Below are 16,421 nucleotides of genomic sequence, written 5' to 3' on the forward strand. Positions count from 1 at the left end.
GCGAGTCCCCTGGAACGTCGAGCGCCTGACCACGAAGCTGAAGAGCGAATACTCCCTTGTTGGAGGGTAGCTTTTACCCCCAACGTCCCGTGTAACCCTCTTGTAACCCCCTCCGCCCTTTACTTGTGACGTGGGCCACTTTCCAGCGAATGATGTGCCGGATGGTGTCCACTCGCAAGCAACGGAAAGAGGAATCATGCCTGACACACCCAACGGTGCTGTGGAAACCTGGTTGGCGCAGTTCGACGCAGCCCTGCGCAGCCGGGACATCGAAGCAGCGCTGGCGCTGTTTGATGACGAATCGTATTGGCGCGACTTCGTCTCCTTCACCTGGAACCTCAAGACCCTTGAGGGCAAGGCCGGGATCAAGGACATGCTGGAGGCCGTGCTCGGCGATGTCCAGCCATCCAACTGGGCCTTGGCCGAGGACGCCGCGGGCGACGCCATGAACCCCGAAGCCTGGGTCAATTTCGAGACCCTGCAAGGAAAGGGCTACGCACACCTGCGGCTCCGCAACGGAAAGTGCTGGACACTGCTGACAACCATGCAGGAGCTCAAAGGATACGAAGAAAGGAAGGGTCCCCACCGCGAACAAGGAGTGGCCCACAGTATCGAAAAAGGCAGGAAGTCCTGGCTGGAACGCAAAGAGGAAGAAGCTGCCAGGCTCGGCTATGAGGACCAGCCCTACGCCCTGGTCATTGGCGGCGGGCAGGGCGGCATCGGCCTCGGTGCACGGCTCCGGAGACTGGGCGTGCCCACCATCATTGTGGACAAGAACGCCCGTCCCGGTGACGCCTGGCGCAACCGGTACAAGTCCCTCCACCTGCACGACCCCGTCTGGTACGACCACCTGCCGTATCTGAACTTCCCCGACGACTGGCCTGTCTTCGCAGCCAAGGACAAGATCGGCGACTGGCTTGAGCACTACACCAGCATCATGGAGCTCAACTATTGGTCCAATACCGAATGCACCAAAGCTCGGTGGGATGAGGAAAGCGGTACGTGGGAGGTCACCGTCATCCGCGACGGCGAACGGGTCACCTTGCGTCCCCGGCAGCTTGTCTTCGCCTTGGGCGTTTCCGGCTACCCCAACATCCCGGTCTTCGACGGCGCCGACTCCTTCCTTGGGGAGCAATACCACTCCTCCAAGCACCCCGGCGGTGGGGACTGGACCGGCAAGAAAGCAGTAGTGATCGGCTCCAACAATTCCGCCCACGATATCTGCGCGGACCTCTGGGAGCACGGAGCGGACGTGACCATGGTCCAACGTTCATCCACCCACATCGCCCGGAGCGAATCCCTGATGGACCTGGCCCTCGGCGATCTCTATTCCGAAAAGGCACTGGCCAACGGAGTGACCACCGAAAAGGCCGACCTCCTCTTCGCTTCCCTGCCCTACCGCATCCTTCCGGAGGCCCAGGTGCCGGTGTACCAGGAGATGGCAAAGCGCGACGCCGGGTTCTACTCCCAGCTCGAAGCCGCCGGATTTGAGCTGGACTTCGGAGTGGACGGTTCCGGCCTGTTCCTCAAGTACCTGAGGCGCGGCTCCGGCTACTACATCGACGTCGGCGCATCGCAGCTGATCATCGACGGCCGCGTGAAGCTCGCCAACGGCCAGGTCAGCAAAATTACCGGCAACGCCGTGATCATGGACAACGGCGACGAACTCGAAGCCGACGTGATCATTTACGCAACCGGTTATGGCTCCATGAACGGCTGGCTCGCCGACCTCGTCTCACCCGAAGTGGCAGACCAGGTGGGCAAGTGCTGGGGGTACGGCTCCGACACCCCCAAAGACCCTGGCCCCTGGGAAGGGGAACTACGCAATATGTGGAAACCCACCAACGTGGAGAACCTTTGGATCCACGGCGGAAACCTGCACCAAAGCCGGCACTACTCCAAGTACCTCGCCCTGCAGCTCAAGGCCCGGATGGAAGGGCTCCCCACCCCCGTGTACAGCCTGCAGCCATCCCACCACACCCGCTGAAGGAGCCGATTGTGAAAGCAGCAAGATTCCACGGACGCAACGACATCAGGATCGACGACGTCCCGGAGCCGGAGGTACGGCCCGGCACCGTCAAGATCCAAGTAGCGTGGTGCGGCATCTGCGGAACCGATCTCCACGAGTACTTGGAAGGGCCCATCTTCGTCCCGGCCCCTGGACACCCTCATCCCCTCTCGGGGGAAGAAGCCCCGGTGACCATGGGCCACGAATTCTCCGGAACAATCGTTGACGTTGGCGAGGGTGTCCAGGCGCTCTCGGTAGGCGACAACGTAGTCGTGGAACCCTATTTCGTGTGCGACGAGTGTCCGCCCTGCAAGGCGGGGAACTATCACCTCTGCACCAAAATGGGCTTCATTGGGCTCTCTGGCGGAGGTGGAGGCCTGGGCGGCATGGTGGTTGTGGACACCAGGTGGGTCCACAAAGTCGGCAACATCCCGCTGGATCAAGCCGCCTTGATCGAGCCCCTGTCCGTGGCCCACCATGCGGTCGCCCGCAGCGGTGCCAAGCCCGGAGACGTTGCCTTGGTGGGTGGCTCAGGACCCATCGGGCTGCTGACGGCCGCTGTATTGAAAAGCCAGGGGGTCACCACGGTGATCAGCGAACTCAGTGCGGCCCGGAAAGACAAAGCCATCTCCAGCGGGGTGGCTGACCATGTCATCGACCCCGGCCAGGAGGATCTGCAGGCACGGCTGTTGGAGCTGACAGACGGCGTGGGCGCGGACGTGGCTTTCGAGTGCGCCGGAGTCAACGCGGTGCTGGATACGCTCCTGACGGCGGTGAAACCCGCAGGTGTGGTGGTGAACGTTTCCATTTGGGGCCGGCCGGCCACAGTGGACATGCAGAAGATCGTGCTGAAGGAGATCGACTTGCGCGGCACCATAGCCTACGTCCGGGACCATGCCGAGGCCATCAAGCTGGTCCAGGAGGGAAAGGTAAATCTGGAGCCCTTCATCACGGCGAGGATTGCGTTGGAAGACCTGGTGGAGAAAGGCTTCAATACGCTCATCCACCACAATGACACCGCGGTGAAGATCCTCGTCCATCCCTAGGTAGGTCCACCCCCAGTTAGGTCCACCCCCAGGAACCTCCATCCCTGGGCATATCCGCCGGCGCCAGGAGCGCCGGCGGATTACTGCTCCTCGTTGACAGCCGCCTTGGTCGTTTCACGCTGGGTGGCGACCCAGCTGGCAAGTACTTTCAGGGCATCGGCGGAGGGCGTGTCTTCCTCGGCGGTGTAGACATTGATCCGCAGCCCTGGATCTGCCGCCAGTTCCAGGGCCTCGTAGCTGAGGTCCAGATCGCCCACGATGGGATGGTGGAGACGCTTGCGTCCGGTCCGGTGGTACTTCACATCGTGCCGGGCCCACCGCGTGCCGAACTCCTCACTGCGGGTCGAAAGCTCTCCGACGAGATCGCTGAGGTCTTTGTCGTAGGGGTTCCTGCCCGCGGCCGAGCGCAGTGCCGCGACGATGTCGTCAGCACTGCGCTCCCAATCGATGAAGAACTCACGGGCCTTCGGATTGAGGAACGTAAACCGGGCACTGTTCGGCGGACCGGGACGCTCAGCCATCATGTCCATGTAGAGAGCGCGGCCCAGTTCGTTGGACGCAAGGACATCACCGCGATCATTGCGGACCCAAGCCGGTGCCGAACTGATGGCATCAATGACGCGCTGCACGCTGGGACGCACCGTCCGGGGACTGCTCTTGCGGCGAACCCGCGGCGACGCCGCGGTGGAGCGGGCCAGGTCAAAAAGGTGGGCCGTCTCGGCGTCGTCAAGCTTCAAGGCCCGGGCGAGCGCCTCCAGGACGTTGTCCGAGGCGCCCGAGAGATTACCGCGCTCAAGCCTGATGTAGTAGTCAACGCTCATGCCGGCGAGCATCGCCACCTCTTCGCGGCGCAGTCCGGTCACCCGGCGCTTGCCTCCATATGCGGGCAGGCCGGCCTCCTCCGGCGTGATCCGTGCACGGCGGGAGGTCAGGAATTTGCGAACGTCGTCGCTGAGTGTCATGGCTCTACGCTACGCGGGGCCACGGCGGGGTGGGAGGCACTGACATTACCCTGAACAAGAGTTACTCCCGGAGTGCTTGGAAGTGCTGTTCCATGGGAAACATGAATACCGAACTTACTCTCAACAACGGCGTCACGATGCCCGCCCTGGGCCTGGGTGTCTTCCAAAGTCCCCCTGAGCAGACAACAGCGGCGGTGGAAGCTGCACTGGCCACCGGCTACCGGCACATCGACACGGCCGCTGCCTACGGCAACGAGCGGGAAGTCGGCGAAGGCATCCGCAACAGCGGCCTGGACCGGTCCGAGGTGTTCATCGAAACCAAGGTCTGGGTCAGCGACTACGGCTACGAGCAGACACGGCACGCCTGGGAGAAGGCCACGGCCAAACTGGGCGTTGATTACCTCGACCTGCTGATCCTGCACCAGCCCGCTCCGGACCGCTTCGACAAGGTCATCGCCGCCTACAAAGCGCTGGAGAGCCTGCTCGCCGAAGGAAAGGTGCGTGCCATCGGCGTCAGCAACTTCATGCCCCACCACCTGAAGCAGCTCCTGGCCGCAACGGACATCGTCCCCGCACTCAACCAGGTGGAGCTGCACCCGTACTTCATCCAAAGGGACGTCCAGGAAGCGGACGCGGAGCACGGCATACTCACCCAGGCCTGGTCACCGATCGGTGGCATCACGTTCTACCCCGGCTGGGGCGAAGCCCGCCGGAACGTCATGGAAGACCCCACCATTGCCGATGTTGCCCGCAAGCATGGCAAGAGTCCTGCCCAGGTCATGCTTCGCTGGCACCTGCAGCAGGGCCGGTCAGCCATTCCGAAATCGACCAACCCTGCACGCATCGCCGAGAACTTCGACGTCTTCGACTTCGAACTCAGCCCGGAAGAACTTGCCGCCATCGATGCCCTGGACACGGGCGTCCGCAATGGACCGGACCCTGACGTAGCCCGCGAAGAGCGCTTCGCGATGGTCATCCCCGAAGCCTAGAACCGAGCAAAGGAACCGCTATGGAATACCGTCTTCTCGGACGCACTGGCGTGAAGGTCAGCCCCCTGTGCCTGGGTGCCATGATGTTCGGCTCCTGGGGCAACAATGACCACGCCGACGCCATCCGCATCATTCACCGGGCCTTGGACGCCGGCATCAACTTCATCGACACCGCTGACGTCTATTCCGGTGGCACCTCTGAAGAAATCGTGGGGAAGGCAATCGAGGGCAGGCGGGACGACGTTTTTCTCGCCACCAAGTTCTTCATGCCCATGAACCCTGACGATCCCAACCAGAGCGGCGGTTCCCGCCGGTGGATCATCCGCGAGGTGGAGAACTCCCTGCGCCGCCTCAACACCGAATACATCGACCTGTACCAGGTCCATCGCCCCAGTCCCGACACCGATGTGGAGGAAACGCTGGGTGCCCTCACGGACCTGGTCCGCCAGGGCAAGGTCCGATACATCGGCTCCTCGTCCTACTCAGGATCCCAAATCGTGGAGGCACAATGGGCGGCGCGGGAACGGAACCTGGAGCGCTTCGTCACCGAGCAACCGCCTTACTCGATTCTTGCGCGCGGGATAGAAGAAGACGTCCTTCCCACCGTCCAGCGCCATGGGATGGGCACCCTCAGCTACAGTCCCCTTGCCGGCGGTTGGCTTTCGGGTCGATGGCGGAAAGATTCAGCATCTTCGCCCACATCAAGTGCGCGTCCGAGCGCCAGGTTCGACATGACGAGGTTCGCGAACCAGCGCAAACTCGATCTCGTTGAAGACCTGGCGCAACTGGCCGAAGAGTCCGGGCTTAGCCTCATAGAGCTCGCCATTGCCTTTGTCATCAACCATCCCGGCATCACCTCCGCGATTGTTGGCCCGCGGACCATGGCACAGCTGGAGTCCTATCTTCCGGCGGCCTCAGTCGCTCTCAGCACAGACGTCCTGGACCGCATCGATGAGATCGTGGAACCCGGCGTCACGGTCAACCCGGACGACAACAGCTACGGCGCGCACGAACTCACACCCCGGGCGCGCAGGCGCCGCTGACAGGAACACGTCGACGACGGCGCTGCCCGCCTCACGCGGCGGGCGGCGTCGTCGTGCATTTTCAGGGTCCCGCTACGCCCGGAATTCGCGGTCGCGCCTGGCCATCCTCGCCTGCAGCATTCCAAGGCGGGGATCATTGCCGGCCGCTGCCTGCGCGGCAGCCAATGCTTCGAAATCGTCGGCCCCCATGTCGCTGGAGCCCCATTGCAGGATGAGGTCCTGGTCGCCGGTGGCGCGCACCGATGCGCTGATCGCTGCGTTGAGTTCGTCGCGGAGGAGCTCGATGGCGAGGTTTCCTGAGCGGGCGAGGAGCGGAGCGTTGTAAGCCTGGAGAGCTTCGGCGATGCGGGCCTTCCGCAGGTGTTCGGTCACGGTGGAGACGTCGGTGATCACCGTCAGTCCGGCCGCAAAGCGATAGGGGTTGGCCTCCAGGACCTTCCCGAGGACGGCGCGGATCCGGTGCATCTCGGTGCGGACGGAAGCTGCGGCACCATCCTCGCCATGCACCTGGTAGGCCAACTCGTCAGCGCTCCAACCACCCGAACGTGAGGCAAGCAAAGCCAGGATTTCAGCACGCCGGAGCGTCAGCGGCAGCCGCACACCGCCGTCGACCTCTGCTGTCGGGGAGTCCCCCAACAAGTTCAGTTTCAGCGTTGCGGGTGTTCTTTTGTCTGCACGGGTGGGAGCCGCATGAGGTGTGCGCGGACCGGCGGTACGCAAAAGCTCCTCGGCCAGCCGGACGGCGCAACGCACCATGCGCAGGCTGTCCGGAGTTACCGAGTCGATGGGCCCGGATACATCCAGGATTCCCAGGATCCGGTTGCTGTGCGGGTCACGGATGGGAGATGCGGTGCAAGCCCACTCGTGATGGGAACGCACGAGGTGCTCGGCTGAAAGGAGCTGGGCCGGTGCCCCCGTAATCAGGGCCTCACTGATGGCATTGGTGCCGATCCCGGACTCTGACCAGTCCGCCCCTTCAACGAACTCCAATGAATCGGCCTGTCGAAGCGCATGGCTGCTGCCCACCCGCCACAGCACCTCACCCAGCTGGTCCGTGACGATCAGGAGGTGCCGGCCGTCTGCGGATTCGTCCGCAAGAAGTTGCGTGAGCGCCGGCATGACAGGGGCCAAGGGATGGCCGGCACCGAGCTTGCGCGCATCCTCCACCTCGTGGCGACGGAGCGGACTGTGCCGCTCAGGATTGATCCCCAACGCCAAGGAGCGCTGCCAGGACTCCAGGAGGGACTGCGGGATGCGGGGATCAGGACGCCCGGAAATCGTGGCTTCGTGGGCTTTGCGAAGGATGCGGGCGTACTCCGACGGCGCGGAAAGCCTCAGACCATCCATGCGCGCTGCAGAGGCAGTGACACTTGGCATGCAGTTTCCTCCAATTCACCATCGAATCGCCCGGACCACGTTCCAGGAGCGTGCGCCGCCTTCCCAGTGTAGACCGGGCAAGCCCCGGATGTGGTGCGGGTCACCAAGCCGACCGCCCGGACACCACCATGTCTCCGGAGTCCGGTCCGTTGCGTAATTCGGCCCAATTTCGCATTCATGCTTCTCGTATAGGATGCAGGAAGAACGGCTACGCGTCAGCGGGCAGAAGAGCCTGGAGGGGTCCAAACGGCTCGCCAATATCCATGCCAGGAATCCCATTGATGGGAAACGCGCTGTCGTGTCCGGAAACAGGCGAAATTGCCGTTTCCGCTAAGGCCGGTTTTGAAAACGCTATGGGGGCGATACAGAACGATGAAGAACACACGCAAGCACCTGTTAATGCCTTCGGGCAGGCCCAGCCACGCTTTCACCGGTAAAAAGCCATGACCGGGCATACCGGGAAAACTCCGGAGAACCCATCGGACGAAGAACTGATCTCTTCCGTCCAGGGCCAGGACGCCGCAGCCATCGAAGAGCTTTACCGACGCCATGCCGCTGCCGGGCTTTCCTACGCCAAGAAGCTATTGGGCAACGGCTTCGACGCCGATGACGTCAGCTCCGAGGCCTTCCTCAAGGTCATTCATGCCATCCAGCGGGGAAACGGACCGGATGGCCCCTTCCGTCCCTATCTCCTGCGGGCCATCAAGACCTCAGCTGCGGATCATTGGACAGCACGCTCACGCCACGAACTCGTGGAGGAGCCGATGGAGTTGCCCCACGACGAGGACGGCTACGAGCACATCCTGCACGAGAAGGACCGGGAACTGGCCGGCGCTGCTTTCGCGTCCTTGCCGGCCCGTTGGCAGACCGTGTTGTGGCATGTGGACGTCGAAGGCGAACGGCCCCGCCAGGTAGGGCCGCTGCTGGGCCTCGAACCCAACGCCGTTTCAGCCATTGCAGCCCGGGCCCGCAAGGGACTCCGGTTGGCTTATCTGGAGGCCTACGTGGATTCCTCCCTCGATGAGACGTGCAAGCCCTATGTGCCGCTGCTGGCCAAGTCGGTAGTCGACGGATTGTCTCCGTTTGAAGACGTGCGGCTGCAGAAGCACCTCGCAAAATGCCTCGCCTGCACCTCAGCTGCCACGGCCCTGATGGATGTTCGGTCCACGATGAGGCGGGCTGTCGCGCCCTGGCTGGTGGGACCGGCTGCCGTGCCCGTGATGATTGGTTACGGAGCCGTAGCCTTGCCCGCCCCGACAGGCACACAACTTCCCGGATCCCAAGCCACCACCGGTTCCGCAGCGCACTCCGCTGGAATGGGAATCGGGGCGTGGGCCGCCGCCATCGCCGTGGTTGCCTGCGTGGCAACCGGCGCTATCGCCGTCGCGACAGGCTTGGGTTCAACCCCGTCAGCTACGGATGCGGCGAATTCTCCAGCCGAAGCGGGACCCCTTGGCGCACCTCCGGCAGGAGGCACCCCAGCGGACGGCGGCCCGGGTCCGGGCAGCGCCGGGGTGCCGCCGGCAGGTGTCAGTCCGGATTACGCCGTGATCTCACTGGACCAGCCACGCGCCGAAGCACTCCAAGTCCCGCTGCCTGTATCCATCCGCCCGATTCCAACGGACTCCCCCGCCGGTTCGACGCCGGAGACCACCCCCAGGGAGGAACCCAGGTTCCCACAACAAGGCACCACGGCAGCGCCGACCATCGCCGGTCCCACGCCGGGCTTCTCCCCGACATCCCTGCCGACGAGCACACCCCTGCCTACAAACGCCACTCCTGCGCCGAGCCCCAGCGAAACGCACCAGCCAAGCCCCACGGCAACGCCAACGCAAACACCCACTGTGGCACCAACCCCCACGCCGACCAGCACAAGTGTGCCAACACCCACGCCCACTCCTACCGTCACACCAGGGGAACCCTGCCCCTGGTGGTGGTGGTTCTGCACTCCGTAGCTTCCACTCCGAAACTGCCCGTGGTCCCCGGACAAGGACCGAATAAAAAAACTTTCGAATTCCCGCGTCACGTTTTTAAGTGACAGCCGTATACATCTTGAAGGGCTTGTGCCCTGACTCCGTTTCATCGGCGAACCGTTCATCGTAACGGCGCTGACTCCTGTGTGCCTGCCGGTTAGCCGGACGCATCACAGTTGTGCCGAAACGGCATCAAAGAGGCTTTGGGAGGCAAACCAGACCGAATTGTTGATGGCGCGCGCCCAGACGCGGGCTACGGAAGTAAAAGTTTACGGCCCGGTGATGCCCATCGCCGGGTCATGGGGGGTGGCTCTTGCGTGCAGGATCTAACGGCTACGGAGCGCCCGAATCTCTGGGAGCGGAAGGCTCTGCTCCCACCGGACACCTTAAAAGGGGTGCAGTAATTGGCTGACGGCACTAACCGACTCAGCGGCGGGACGACAGGTCCCGCCGTCGGTGCAGATCAACGACATATACACAGGCCAGCCGGGCTTCCCGCCCGTCGCCGGCCACGGACCGGTAAAGGCAGGCGCGGCGGCAGGCAGGCTTTGGCACTCCTGGCGAGCAGCGCCGTCGTCGCCGGCTTGTTTACCGGAGGTGCGCTGACATTGTCGGCAGGCCCGGCCACAGCGGCAGATGCTTTGAGCTGTGGGGCCGTGTACTCGGTCCAGGGCAGCGGCAACCGCAACTTGTGGCTCGTCAACACCGCGACAGGGACGCAGACCAGCGTCGGGAACTTCACCATTGCCGGGTCCAACCAAAACCTCAATGGTCTGGGCATCGCAGCCGATGGCAGTGCTGCCATCGGCGTCCTGCCCAACAGCAACGACACAGGCCGGACCATCTACCGCCACGACCGGGCGTCCAACACCACCTCGGTACTGGGCGCGGGCGAAGCAGGAACTCCCGTCACCCACGGCGCCATCAATCCTGAAAACGGCTTCTACTACTACGGCGGATTCACCGGAAATACGATCCGCGTTTACGGGTTCGACACCGTCAACAACGTCTCAATCGGCCTGGTGGCCAGCGGTGACATCCCCAACGCCGGAGCCAACGGCGACTGGGCTTTCGACAAACAGGGCCGCTTGTACGTGATGGGCGGTGGGTCAACCCACAGCATCCTCTCTGTCATCCAGCAGGAGATACCCACGGCAGCCGGCGCACCCGTTACCGTGACGGCCAACCAGCTGGTCTCAATCGCCACCCCGCAGCCCATCAACGGCATCGCGTTTGGTGGTGACGGCCTGGTCTACCTGGGCAGCTCGGACACGCTCCGCCAAGTGGACCCCATCTCCGGCGAAGTCCTAAGTTCCAAGCCCTTCTCCCAGGCCGGTTCCGTGGACCTGGGCTCCTGTGCAACCCCCAACACCATCACGGTCAAGAAGGACTTCCCGCACGGCCGCGTCACCCCTGCCGACCAGGCCACGCTCACCCTGAAGGGTGACGGTCTTCCGGTAACCGGCGTTCAAGCCACCACCGCCGGCACAGAGAACGGACTCCAGGACCAGCCCGGCGAGGTAGTAGGCCCGGTCTTCGGCCGCACAGGCACCACGTATGCCATTTCCGAGTCCGGCAGCACGGGCGTGGGATACGCCTCGAGCTGGTCGTGCATCAATGAAAACAACGGTGCTCCGATCTCCAACGGCACAGGAACCAGCGGCAGCTTCACCATGCCGGCAGCTGGATCCGATGGAATTGCTGTGCTCTGCACGTTCACGAACGCCGCACGAATCACGGATCTGGTCCTCGACAAAAAGGCCGGTGCCCCCAGCGGGAACACAGCCGGCTCAACTGTCCCTTACACCTTTGACGTCACCAACACCGGAACCGTCCCGCTGGAAACAGTCAGCGTAAACGATCCCCTGGTGGGAGCAGTCACATGCCCTCCCGGCCCCCTGGCCGTCGGAGCGACCGTCACCTGCACGGCTCCGCCCTACAAACTCACCCAGGACGATGTCACTGCGGGCCAAGTGATCAACAAGGCCACAGCCACCGGGACAGTAGCCGGATTGCCTGACGCTACGGACGACGATTCCACCACGACGCCGATTGCGTCCTCACCGGCGCTGACTCTGAAGAAGAGCGCCGGAACGCCGGTTGATGTCAACAATTCGGGTCTGACCGACGCCGGGGACACCATCGCTTACACGTTCCTGGTGACCAACAGCGGCAACTTGCCGGTCTCCGGCGTCGTCATCAATGACAAGCTGCTGAGCGGCCAGAACCCGGCAATCGCAGTAAGCTGCGAGGCCACATCACTTGCCCCTGGCGCCTCCACGAACTGCAAAGCTGATCAGCCCTACACCATCACCGAAGCAGACGAGACAGCCGGCAAGGTGCTCAATACTGCCACGGCCCAGGGCACCGATCCCCGCAACCAGCCTGTAGTTTCCAACGAAGACAGCACCGAAACCCCGGTCAGCGCTCCCGCGCCGTCGCTGTCCATCGAGAAGACTGCCGGCACACCGGTGGACAAGAACAACTCGGGTATCACGGACGCCGGCGACACCATTGCCTACACCTTCGTGGTCACCAACACCGGCAATATCCCGTTGCATGACGTGAAGGTCAACGATGCAAAAATCGGTTCCGTCACCTGCGAAAAGAACGCTCTTTCACCTGGCGAGAGCATCAGCTGCACGGGCGATGCCCCGTACGTTGTAACCGACATGGATGAGCTTCACGGTTCGGTGGACAACACCGCCACGTCTACCGGCACGGATCCCGACGGCGACCCCGTCACATCCCCTCCGGACACCACCACCACCAAGGTCACGGTTCCCGCCCCGTCCCTGTCCTTGGAGAAGTTCGCCGCCGCTCCGGTGGATGTGAACAATTCCGGGATCACTGACGCCGGAGACACCATCGCGTACACGTTCACGGTCACCAACACCGGCAACGTCCCGGTAACCGCCGTTGAAGTGGTGGATCCGCTTGCGGGCGCCGTCACGTGCAAAGTCACGGAGCTTGCTCCCGGCGCAACAACCAACTGTGCCGCCGATGCACCGTACGTTGTGACGTCAGCCGATGAAGCAGCACACGTAGTGCGTAACACCGCCCACGCCGAGGGCATGGACCCCGACACTGACAAGGTTGTCTCCGACCCGGATACCACCAACACTCCAGTCACCGAGCAGGCCCCGGCCCTGACCCTTGAGAAATCAGCAGGGGCCATCAAGGACGCCAACGCCTCGGGCATCATCGACGCCGGAGACACCATCGACTACACCTTCGTGGTCACCAACGATGGCAATGTGCCGGTTCGCCGGATCACGGTCAACGATCCCCTGGCCGGTGCGGTGACCTGCGAAGCCGCCGATCTCGCTGTGGGTGCATCCACTCACTGCAGGGCAACTGCACCCTATGTGCTCACCCAGGCTGATGTGGATGCGGGCAAGGTCCACAACGTGGCCACGGCCACTGGAACCGACCCCGACAACCAGCCCACCACCTCGAATGAAGACTCGACCACCACCAACGTGCCGCACGCTGCTGCACTGGTGATCGACAAGTCTGCTGCACTGGTTGATGCCGACGGCGACAACCTCGCCGACGCCGGGGAAACGGTCAACTACACGTTCGCGGTGACCAACACCGGGACCGTGACGCTGAACGACGTCGTGGTTGATGATCCGATGCTTGGCAACGCCGGCGTCACCATCGAATGCCCGACGACGAGCCTCGCCCCGGGAGAAACGGTAACCTGCACCGCTGCCTACAAGGTGCAGACCAAGGATGTGGAGTCCGGTCAGCCGATCCGGAACGTGGCCGGGGCCAAAGCAGTCAGCCCCCATGGCGACGTTTCCTCACCCACGGACTCGGCTGAAACCCCGGTTGGTCCCAAGGCCCAGCCGGCACCGCTGGCCGTCACCGGAGGAGTTCCGTTCCTGGTGGCCGGCATCGGCGCAGTACTCCTGGCCGCAGGCGTCGGGCTGGCTTTGATGACCCGCCGGCGTCGTGCATGACAGAAAGCTGATGCTCGCTCAATGAGCTGAAGCCGAACACTTCCCGGGTGCCCGCCGGGAACACGAAGCGACGGCCGGATCACGTCCCCCCGACTCCCGGCCGTCGCTTTTGTGCATCAACTTCGAACGAGGAAAAGATGGCCATCACCACCCATACACCCGCCTCGCTTGCCGCGTGGGAGTCCGCATTGGCTGCCCGGACCGAGCTTTGCCTCTCCGTGGCGGGGATCCACCGGGGAAAGCTGACCCTTTACGCAGGCCCCCATCACACCGGCCGCAGCCCTGTGGCCATCCTGGATCTGCCCGGCACCGGCACCTATATCAGCCGCCCGGCCAACGGCGGAATAGAGCACTGGATTGCAGGCATCCTCGAAGCTGCCCAATCCGTTACGAATAGGACCCCGGAATCACGACACGTTCCGGCAGTTCTTCCCACTCAATTGATGTGAGGCTGTCCAATGGGGGACGAGAGACAGCCGTAGTCGGAGGGCAACGCCCTTGCTGACCAATCACCGAGCACCGACTGGCCTTTGGACGACGAAGCCGGCGGCGCCTTTGGCTGCTTTCCCCCCTTCCCCGGCAGCAGCCAGTGTGGCCGGCCTGACTATTAACGCCCTCAGGTCCGGCCACACAACCTTTGCCATGGGATGTTGACTTGACTCCGGTGGCTGTATTCTCTATTTGAGCCACGTCTGGATGGCCTTTTTTCTGGGGGAATTTTGACTCATTCTCGACCCGCGATGCTGCGCGCCCACCTCACGTCCTGGGGGCTCGGTGCGCTGGCACTCGGGACCGCCGTCCTGCTTTCGGCGTGCACCATGCTCCCGCTGCCACGTTCGGCCGAACCCTCGCCAAGCAAATCTCCCGCGTCAGCGGTGGCACCCCCGCGCAACAAGGAAACCGCGACGGCGGCTTGGGAAGTTGCGCTCGATCCCATAGGTCAGCCGGTGGTCGCCGACGGGGTGGCACTGGTCTACACCCGGGGCAGTGCCGGTGTGGAAGCCCACGCGCTTTCCGTGGCTACGGGCAAGGAGTTGTGGAAGCAGCCGGTTCATCCGGGATACGACGCTCCGGGGAACCCGTTGAAGCCTGCGCTGACAAGGACTGCTTCGGGGAAAAGCGCCGCAATCTTCCTGCAGGCCGCTGCCGCTCCGGCGGGCATCGACAGCGACGTCGTCTGGTGGACTTCGCCTGTCGCCTTTGATCTGGGCACAGGCAAAGAGCTCTACCGGGGAAGGCCTGAACTGGTCAGTACGCGCCCCTTCGCCTGTGACGAACTCTTCGACATGTGCTTTATCGCCTTTGACGACTCAGCGCAGTCAGTTGAACACTGGGTGGACTTGGAAACCGGCAATGAGTCCGGAGGCGCCGACATCAACGAGCTCACCGGATTCTTCCAGCCGGTGGGCAAAGAACTGTATGCGGTGGAAAAAGACGGTGTCGAAAAACTGGCTCACGTCTCCTACGGCGAGGTTAAGTGGCAGATCGAAGTAGAGAAGGTTTTTGGAAAAGGTGCTTCCACCGATTTGGGGTGGCATTTCACTTACTCTGAGAAGCTTGACCTCTATGTGGGCTCGGTCGGAATCAATCCGACGGGTGTCGACCCCGAGAAATTCCCGGAAAAATCCTTATCGCTGAATCTTCGCGAAAGCACTAAGACCGTCGGTTTCCGAGCCTCGAGCGGACGGGTCTTATGGACGGCGGACGCCTCCACACTCGAATGCTCAAAGACAATGAGTGCCGGTGACACCAAGATGGGCACTGGAACCGCATTGCCCATACGGTGCGAATACGTGGACGGCTACATCGAGTTTCCCGCGGGCAAATACCGGGGCGCCCGATCCAAAGTAGTGGGCTACGATCCCCTGACCGGCGAAGCATCCTGGGAGAGCGAACCTGTCTATGTGTACAGCTGGGACGAGTACGGCCTCATCCCTTCAGCAAGCCACGGTGAGTTCCTGATTGCAGGCACGTTCTGGGACTCAAACCTGGTAGACACCCACACCGGAAAGCCCCGCGGGGCAAGTTTCGACGACGGCTTCATCTGTTGGAAGCAGGCAACATATACCGCTCCACCGAACGGTCCCTACAAGGACCGGCCGGGAGGCGACATAGGTGCCGGCACTCAAACGGCGTTCCCGTGCCTGAAGGGTGGCTCGGCCACCCTGGCCTTTACCTACGGCGCCCTGACAGATGTGACCACCACGGATCAGGACATGGCCGTCATCTCCCTGGAAGGGAAAGTGGCCGGCTACAAGCTCCTCAAGGAGTTCGTCTAGCCCTTGAAAACGGGCGCCCGCTTCTCCTGGAAAGCCCGGAAACCCTCGGCGTAGTCGTCGGTCTTGCACAGGCGTGCCTGCTCTGCGTTCTCCTCCACCATGGAATCCCACAGGCCCAGGCGCTGGTCGCGGATGTGTGCCACGAGTTCCTTGGACGCAACAAACGCCTGGGTCGCGCCCGCGGCGACCCGCGCAACAATCGCCCGGGTCTCATCGAGCAGGACATCAGCAGGCATTGCCCGGCTGAACATCCCTTGGGCCACGGCTTCGGCCCCGGAGATCAGATCAGCGGTGTAGATCAGGTCCAGGGTGCGGTGCATGCCCAGGCGTTCGGCGAAGTACCAGTGCCCACCGGAGTCCAGGGTCGCCCCGAGCTTGGCAAAGGGCGATCCGAACTTGGCGTTCTCCGCCACGTACACCACGTCGGTGGCCAGGAGCAGCCCCAGCCCGACTCCCAGGCAAGCACCATGCGCGGCGGCAAACGTGGGCGCCGGGAACGCAGCCATCTTCTTCAACAGCGGCTCCACGAGTCCGCCGAGATACGCCTGTGCATCATCGGTTTCAGGAGTCACGGCCGCGATGTCGCGGCCGGCGCAGAAGGCACGGCCCTCGCCGCGAAGCAGCAGCGCCCGCACTTCGCCGCGCGAGGCGGCGGCAGCAGCGTCGTCGTACGCCTTATCCAGTTCCGCCAGGGCGTCCTCGTTGAGGGAGTTCAGCTTTTCGGGGGCATTGAGGACAATTTCGGCAATGCCGTTGGCAATGGAGAGCTCGATCAT

11 protein-coding genes are annotated in these 16,421 nt (G+C 63.1%); 8 read left to right on the forward strand and 3 right to left on the reverse strand.

Annotated elements, in window-relative coordinates; all coding sequences use genetic code 11:
* Positions 1 to 196 precede the first annotated feature (196 nt).
* Positions 197 to 1,987: an NAD(P)-binding domain-containing protein gene (locus AB4Y81_RS03800; RefSeq protein WP_441995341.1), complete on the forward strand. Its 1,791-nt coding sequence runs from the start codon at positions 197 to 199 to the stop codon at positions 1,985 to 1,987.
* A gap of 11 nt (positions 1,988 to 1,998) precedes the next feature.
* Positions 1,999 to 3,054 carry a 2,3-butanediol dehydrogenase gene (locus AB4Y81_RS03805; protein ID WP_441995343.1) on the forward strand — a complete coding sequence of 352 codons (1,056 nt, stop codon included), beginning with the start codon at positions 1,999 to 2,001 and terminating at the stop codon, positions 3,052 to 3,054.
* Between the two features lie 80 nt (positions 3,055 to 3,134).
* On the opposite strand, the gene AB4Y81_RS03810 is transcribed toward AB4Y81_RS03805, so the two are convergent.
* Complete coding sequence (locus AB4Y81_RS03810; protein ID WP_018776912.1) at positions 3,135 to 4,016, reverse strand: helix-turn-helix transcriptional regulator; 882 nt, start codon at positions 4,014 to 4,016, stop codon at positions 3,135 to 3,137.
* A 92-nt stretch (positions 4,017 to 4,108) separates the two neighbouring features.
* On the opposite strand from AB4Y81_RS03810, the gene AB4Y81_RS03815 reads away from it, so the two are divergent.
* Together AB4Y81_RS03815 and AB4Y81_RS03820 are read left to right on the forward strand one after the other, a co-directional pair.
* Positions 4,109 to 5,005, forward strand: coding sequence for an aldo/keto reductase (locus AB4Y81_RS03815; RefSeq protein ID WP_055971308.1), 897 nt, complete (start codon positions 4,109 to 4,111; stop codon positions 5,003 to 5,005).
* 20 nt (positions 5,006 to 5,025) lie between these two features.
* Positions 5,026 to 6,048: an aldo/keto reductase gene (locus AB4Y81_RS03820; protein ID WP_413303600.1), complete on the forward strand. Its 1,023-nt coding sequence runs from the start codon at positions 5,026 to 5,028 to the stop codon at positions 6,046 to 6,048.
* Positions 6,049 to 6,120: 72 nt separating this feature from the next.
* On the opposite strand, the gene AB4Y81_RS03825 is transcribed toward AB4Y81_RS03820, so the two are convergent.
* Positions 6,121 to 7,425, reverse strand: a complete 1,305-nt coding sequence (locus tag AB4Y81_RS03825) for a GAF domain-containing protein (RefSeq protein ID WP_441995345.1) — start codon at positions 7,423 to 7,425, stop codon at positions 6,121 to 6,123.
* 443 nt (positions 7,426 to 7,868) lie between these two features.
* Here AB4Y81_RS03825 and AB4Y81_RS03830 point away from each other — a divergent pair, with 443 nt between their 5' ends.
* From AB4Y81_RS03830 to AB4Y81_RS03845, 4 genes are all read left to right on the forward strand, one after another.
* Positions 7,869 to 9,380 carry a sigma-70 family RNA polymerase sigma factor gene (locus tag AB4Y81_RS03830; RefSeq protein WP_441995347.1) on the forward strand — a complete coding sequence of 504 codons (1,512 nt, stop codon included), beginning with the start codon at positions 7,869 to 7,871 and terminating at the stop codon, positions 9,378 to 9,380.
* A gap of 422 nt (positions 9,381 to 9,802) precedes the next feature.
* Positions 9,803 to 13,366, forward strand: coding sequence for a DUF7507 domain-containing protein (locus AB4Y81_RS03835; protein ID WP_441995349.1), 3,564 nt, complete (start codon positions 9,803 to 9,805; stop codon positions 13,364 to 13,366).
* 137 nt (positions 13,367 to 13,503) lie between these two features.
* Complete coding sequence (locus AB4Y81_RS03840; RefSeq protein WP_039242699.1) at positions 13,504 to 13,815, forward strand: hypothetical protein; 312 nt, start codon at positions 13,504 to 13,506, stop codon at positions 13,813 to 13,815.
* A 270-nt stretch (positions 13,816 to 14,085) separates the two neighbouring features.
* The gene (locus AB4Y81_RS03845; RefSeq protein ID WP_441995351.1) at positions 14,086 to 15,645 is read left to right on the forward strand and encodes a hypothetical protein; all 1,560 of its coding nucleotides are present in this window, start codon (positions 14,086 to 14,088) and stop codon (positions 15,643 to 15,645) included.
* On the opposite strand, the gene AB4Y81_RS03850 is transcribed toward AB4Y81_RS03845, so the two are convergent.
* Positions 15,642 to 16,421 (reverse strand): enoyl-CoA hydratase/isomerase family protein, encoded by a 780-nt coding sequence (locus AB4Y81_RS03850; RefSeq protein WP_422757357.1) that lies wholly within the window; start codon positions 16,419 to 16,421, stop codon positions 15,642 to 15,644. The two genes, AB4Y81_RS03845 and AB4Y81_RS03850, sit on opposite strands and share 4 nt — an antisense overlap.

This window comes from Paenarthrobacter sp. TAF1 (genome assembly GCF_052113825.1).
In the GTDB taxonomy this organism is placed as follows: domain Bacteria; phylum Actinomycetota; class Actinomycetes; order Actinomycetales; family Micrococcaceae; genus Arthrobacter; species Arthrobacter nicotinovorans.